Source organism: Xenorhabdus griffiniae, assembly GCF_001028135.1.
Taxonomy (GTDB): domain Bacteria; phylum Pseudomonadota; class Gammaproteobacteria; order Enterobacterales; family Enterobacteriaceae; genus Xenorhabdus; species Xenorhabdus bakwenae.
In genome coordinates this window covers 1-1011 of sequence record NZ_LDNM01000130.1, presented here as the reverse complement: position 1 = coordinate 1011, position 1011 = coordinate 1, and the positions used below count along the sequence as shown (strand labels likewise).

The following is a 1011-nucleotide window of genomic DNA, read 5'->3' as shown; positions in this document are numbered from 1 at the left end:
ACATTAAGCAGGTGCTGATCGCCTTTGATAACGATACCGCAGGCAATGAGGCGGCGGTGAAACTGGCGTCAGCACTGGTTGCCAAAGGGATCACACCGCTGCGCGTGGTGTTCCCGCCGGGCAGGGATGCCAATGAATATCTGTGTCAGATGGCGGAACCCGAAACCGCCTTTGCTCTGCTGATTGAGCGTGCTGTACCGATGCAGGAGGCGGCGGATATGGTGGCTCTAGAGCGCCAGACACCTGAGCCAGACACAGCACCCGAACCCGCTTCCCCTTTAGCCGCCGAACCGGCGCCCCGCGTGACGCCGAATGTGGTCTGTGAGTCGGGTGAGCATGGCGAGCTGCTCGTGTCAGTCGGCACACTGCAATGGTGTCTGCGCGGCATGGGATCAGTTAAGGCAGGTTCCGCTGCGATGAAACTCAATGCGCAGGTGCTGGACAGGCAAAGCGGGGTGTTGTTCGCCGACGGGGTTGATCTGATGAGCGGCCGTTCACGTAACAGTTACTCCCGCATGGCCGCCACTGAGCTGGGACTGGGCGAAGCGGATCTGCGGCGGGCGCTGGGGCAGGTGTTGCTGGCTGCTGAACAATGGCAACAGCAAGGCGGCAAGGTATCAGTGGTCAATGTGCCGACAATGAGTGACGCCGAACAAAAGGCAGCGCTGGCCTTGCTGCAAGATCCCTATCTGACTGCCCGTATTACCGCTGACTTAGCCGCCTGTGGCGTGGTTGGTGAGTCCACTAACTTACTGGCCGGCTTTTTGGCTGCCGTGAGCCGTAAACTGCCCAACCCCTTAGCCGTCCTGATCCAAAGCAGCAGCGCCGCCGGAAAATCCTCATTGATGGAGGCCGTACTGAACCTGATGCCGGAAGAAGAGCGTACCCAGTACAGCGCCATGACCGGGCAAAGTCTGTTCTATCTGGGCGAAACCCATCTCCAGCACAAGATTTTAGCGATAGCGGAAGAAGAAGGGGTACGGCAGGCCGCCTATGCGCTCAAGCTGTTGC

Annotated in this window: 1 protein-coding gene; it reads left to right on the top strand. The window is 59.4% G+C overall.

The window, feature by feature from the left end:
- Positions 1–1011: toprim domain-containing protein (locus tag AAY47_RS18595; protein ID WP_047771779.1), on the top strand; the 1011-nt coding region annotated here is incomplete at both ends.